Below are 4,024 nucleotides of genomic sequence, written 5' to 3'. Positions count from 1 at the left end.
TTCGCTCCCGGCCGGGAGCGAAGACGAAGACCGGAAGTGGTCAATACCCAGTGTGATCACATGATTACTGGTTATGGTGGGCGCTGCACTGTCCCGGCCCGCCAAGGAGATCATGGATGCGCATTCTGGGAGTTCTCGCCGTCGCCCTGCTCTGCGTCGGCTGTGGTGAGCGGGCCGCCGACACCCATCCTGCGGGGCACGGCCCGGCCGTCGCCTCAAGCGCGGAGATCCGCCTTACCGGGGGCGGGGTGTTCTCCGCCCCCGAACCTCGTGCCTCCGTCATCGCCTACGACACCACGCTGGTGCCGCCGGGAGCCACGGCCCGGGTCACCGCGGAGTCGGGGGCGGTGCTCGCCACCTCCACGGTCACCGTCACCGGCATGCTCCCGGGACGCACCTACGGGGTGCACCTGCACGTCAACCCGTGCGGTCTCAAGCCCGAGGACGCCGGGCCGCACTACCAGCACGCCCACGCCCACGCCAGTGCCCAGAACGAGGTCTGGCTCGACTTCACCACCGACGCCCGGGGGGAGGCCGCCGCCACCGCCACCCGGGACTGGGCGTTCGTCGCGGGCCGGCTGCCCAGATCGTTGGTGATCCACGCCGAGCCGACCCGCACCGCCGGCGCCGAGGCCGGCGTCGCAGGCCCCCGCGTCGCCTGCGTCACCCTCATCCAGTCCTAGGACGTCCGGCGCTCCGCGATCAGGCGTGGCCCGCGGGGATGGTGCCGAGGCGGCCCGCCTGGTAGTCCTCGAACGCCTTGACGAGCTCCGCCTGGGTGTTCATCACGAACGGCCCGTAGTGCGCGACCGGCTCGCCGATCGGGCGCCCGCCGAGCACGATGACCTCCATGTTGGGGCTCCGGCTCTCCTGGGTGCCGGCTGCCGACAGCGTGATGGTCTCGCCGTCGGTGCCCAGCCCCGGAAGGCTGCCGAAGCCGTCGAAGACGGCCAGCTGGCCAGACTCGATCGGCTGCCGGTCGCCGCCCGCGGTGCCGTGGCCCGACAGGACGTACGCGAGCGCGTTGAAATCCCTGCGCCAGGGGAGCGTCAGCTGGGAGCCGGGGCTCAGCGAGGCGTGCAGCAGGGTGATCGGTGTCCTGGTGGAGCCGGGGCCGGTGAACTCGCCGACCTCGCCCGCGATCAGGCGGACCAGCGCCCCGCCGTCGTGGCTGCTGAGCAGGACGACGTTGGTCCTGCCGATGTCCTGGTACTTCGGCGCGACCATCTTCTCCTTGCCGGGGAGGTTGACCCAGAGCTGGATCCCGTGGAACAGGCCGCCCTTGGCGACCAGCCACTCCGGGGGAGCCTCCTTGTGCAGGATGCCGCCGCCGGCCGTCATCCATTGGGTGTCGCCGTCGGAGATCGTGCCGCCGCCGCCATGCGAGTCGGCGTGCTCCATCACGCCGTCGATCATGTAGGTGACGGTCTCGAAGCCCCGGTGCGGGTGCCAGGGGGTGCCCTTGGGCTCGCCCGGCGCGTAGTCGACCTCGCCCATCTGGTCCATCATGATGAACGGGTCGAGATACTGGGGCTTGATCGTCGCGAGTGCCTTGCGGACCGGGAAGCCCTCTCCCTCGAATCCGCTCGGGGCTGTGGTGATCGCCAGCACCTGGCGCTCGCGGACCGCGTTCAGCGGCTGCGGCAGGCGGGGCAGGGTCAGTAGGTTCTCTACGGTCACGGCCGGCATTGTGGATTCCTTCCTGCGATGTTCGCAGGCGACAACTCAGTTGATGTTTCAACTATTCCATGGCGGACGAGGTCGGGGAAACGGGCCGGTCGCGGGTCAGCCGAAGACCGCGGGCGGGGGGACCGGGGTGACCACGGCGTCGCCGTCGTGCAGCGGGCGGGCTCCGGCGATGAACCTGACGATGTCCTCGCCGTACACGCAGCGGGCCTGGGTGAGGCCGCCCGCGGCCCTGCGGGTCAGGTCGGAGACGGGGAGCGGCATCCGGGAGGCGGCGACGATGAGGTTGCCGAAGCGGCGGCCCCGCATGATGCCCGGCTCGGCGAGCAGCGCCACCTGGGGGAAGGTTTCGCGGACGGTGGCGAGCACCCGGCGGGTGAAGGCCAGCCCCTTGCCGTCGGCGACGTTGATCAGCACGGTGCCGGTGGCGCGCAGGACGCGGGCGACGTCTCCCATGTACTCGGAGGTGGCCAGCTCGATCGGCATCGTGGCGCCGCTGAAGGCGTCCAGCACGAGCAGGTCGGCCGAGTCGTCCCCGAGCCCGGCGGTGGCGGTGCGGCCGTCGAGGAGCCTGACCTTGAGCCGGGGCACCGACTTCAGCCGGAGCTGGTCCCTGACGAGCTGGACGAGCCCCTCGTCGGGCTCGGCGACGATCTGCCGGGACCCGGGACGGGTCGCCGCGACGTAGCGGGGCAGGGTGCAGGCGCAACCGCCCACGTGCACCGCGTCCAGCGGACCTTCGGCGAGCAGGTCGACGACGTCGGCCATCAGCTGGACGTACTCGAAGTCGAGGTAGGTGGCGTCGTCGAGGTCGACGTACGACTGCGGCACGCCGTCCTTGGAGACCACCCAGCCGGAGGGCCTGTCGAGGTCCTGCAGCAGGTCCACCTCGCCGAAGGTCACCGGATACCGTCCCGGCATCGGCTCCCGCGCTTCCCGCCTGCCCATCAGCTGGATCCTCTTTTCCGCGACGTGAACCCGGAGAGAAACCATATGCCCCGTTTCCACTACGGCGGGTCCCGGCTGGAGGAGACGCCGGTCCACGGCCGCGGCGTGTAGGGAGAATCACAACCTACGATGACGTAACTTACGCTACCGTAGGTTTATGGCCACGACCGTCGCAGAAACGCTCGCCGAGTCCGTCAAGCCCCGCCTCCGCGGCTGGTTGCACGCCGGGGCGCTCCCCGTGGCACTCGTCGCGGGATTCGTCCTGGTCGCGCTGGGGCCCACTCCGCAGGCGAGGATCGCCGCCGCGGTCTACGCGATCACCTCCGGCCTGCTCTTCGGGATCTCGGCCACCTACCACCGGGGGGTGCTCTCCCCGCGCACGGAGGAGGTGCTCCACCGGCTCGACCACGCCAACATCTACCTGATCATCGCGGGCACCTACACCCCGTTCGCGCTGCTCGCCCTGGATGCTCCGGCCGACGCGGTGGTGCTCGGCGTGATCTGGGCGGGTGCGATCGCCGGGGTGCTCTTCCGGGTGCTGTGGGTCAACGCCCCCCGGTGGCTCTCGACCGCCCTCTACATCGGCCTCGGCTGGACCGCTGTCTTCGTGCTGCCGCAGCTCGTGCGGGGCGCGGGCGTGGTCGCGGTGGCCCTGGTCTTCCTCGGCGGGGTGCTCTACACGGCGGGCGGCGTCGTGTACGCCATGAGGCGGCCAGACCCCTCCCCCCGGTGGTTCGGCTTCCACGAGGTCTTCCACGCCTTCACCGTCGCCGCCTACCTGGTGCAGTACGTGGCGGTCTCCCTGGTGGTCTACGCGGCGGCGTAACGTGCCGTGCATGACGCGAATCCAGGATCTGGGCACCGAGAAGTACGTGTCCGTGACCACTTTCAAGAAGAGCGGCGCCGCGGTGCCGACGCCGGTGTGGGCCGCCCCCGACGGTGACTCCCTGCTGATCTGGACCGCCGGATCCTCCGGCAAGGCCAAGAGGATCCGCAACAATCCGGAGGTCGTCGTGGCGGCGTGCGACGCGCGGGGCAACACGCGGGGAACGGAGGTCAAGGGCGTCGCGCGGGAGTTGCCGGCCGGGGAGAGCGAGCGGGTCCGGGGGCTGATCGTCGCGAAGTACGGGCTCCTCGCCCGGGTGATCATGATCGGCAGTAGGTTCCGCCGGGGCGCCGACGGCACCGTTGGAATCCGCATCTCTCCGTCGAACTGACCCGGCCCAACCTGCGGCAGGTTGATTTGACTGATTTGTGGTCTCGGAAGGAGTGGTCCCCGGGAAGGGAGACGGTCATCGAGAGGGGCTCGGGCCGCACGGTACCGGCCCCCTGGGCATACATGCCCATGTCAAGGTCATCGACCGGACCATGCTGTTCCTCGACATCTTCG

At 70.2% G+C, this 4,024-nt stretch carries 5 protein-coding genes; 3 read left to right on the top strand and 2 right to left on the bottom strand.

Annotated elements, in window-relative coordinates:
• Nucleotides 1-116 precede the first annotated feature (116 nt).
• Nucleotides 117-683 (top strand): superoxide dismutase family protein, encoded by a 567-nt coding sequence (locus tag ABZU75_RS45660; protein WP_355569592.1) that lies wholly within the window; start codon nucleotides 117-119, stop codon nucleotides 681-683.
• Nucleotides 684-702: 19 nt separating this feature from the next.
• On the opposite strand, the gene ABZU75_RS45655 is transcribed toward ABZU75_RS45660, so the two are convergent.
• Nucleotides 703-1,689 carry a pirin family protein gene (locus ABZU75_RS45655; protein ID WP_355569589.1) on the bottom strand — a complete coding sequence of 329 codons (987 nt, stop codon included), beginning with the start codon at nucleotides 1,687-1,689 and terminating at the stop codon, nucleotides 703-705.
• 96 nt (nucleotides 1,690-1,785) lie between these two features.
• Nucleotides 1,786-2,634, bottom strand: coding sequence for a fused MFS/spermidine synthase (locus ABZU75_RS45650; protein ID WP_350921134.1), 849 nt, complete (start codon nucleotides 2,632-2,634; stop codon nucleotides 1,786-1,788).
• A 157-nt stretch (nucleotides 2,635-2,791) separates the two neighbouring features.
• Between ABZU75_RS45650 and ABZU75_RS45645 the strand changes: the two genes are divergently transcribed.
• Together ABZU75_RS45645 and ABZU75_RS45640 are read left to right on the top strand one after the other, a co-directional pair.
• Nucleotides 2,792-3,460: a hemolysin III family protein gene (locus ABZU75_RS45645; protein ID WP_350921137.1), complete on the top strand. Its 669-nt coding sequence runs from the start codon at nucleotides 2,792-2,794 to the stop codon at nucleotides 3,458-3,460.
• A gap of 10 nt (nucleotides 3,461-3,470) precedes the next feature.
• Nucleotides 3,471-3,851, top strand: coding sequence for a PPOX class F420-dependent oxidoreductase (locus ABZU75_RS45640; protein ID WP_355569585.1), 381 nt, complete (start codon nucleotides 3,471-3,473; stop codon nucleotides 3,849-3,851).
• The last annotated feature ends 173 nt before the right edge of the window (nucleotides 3,852-4,024 follow it).

It is taken from the genome of Streptosporangium sp. NPDC005286, assembly GCF_040607515.1.
Taxonomy (GTDB): Bacteria; Actinomycetota; Actinomycetes; order Streptosporangiales; family Streptosporangiaceae; genus Streptosporangium.
This window is presented reverse-complemented; position numbering and strand designations above follow the sequence as displayed.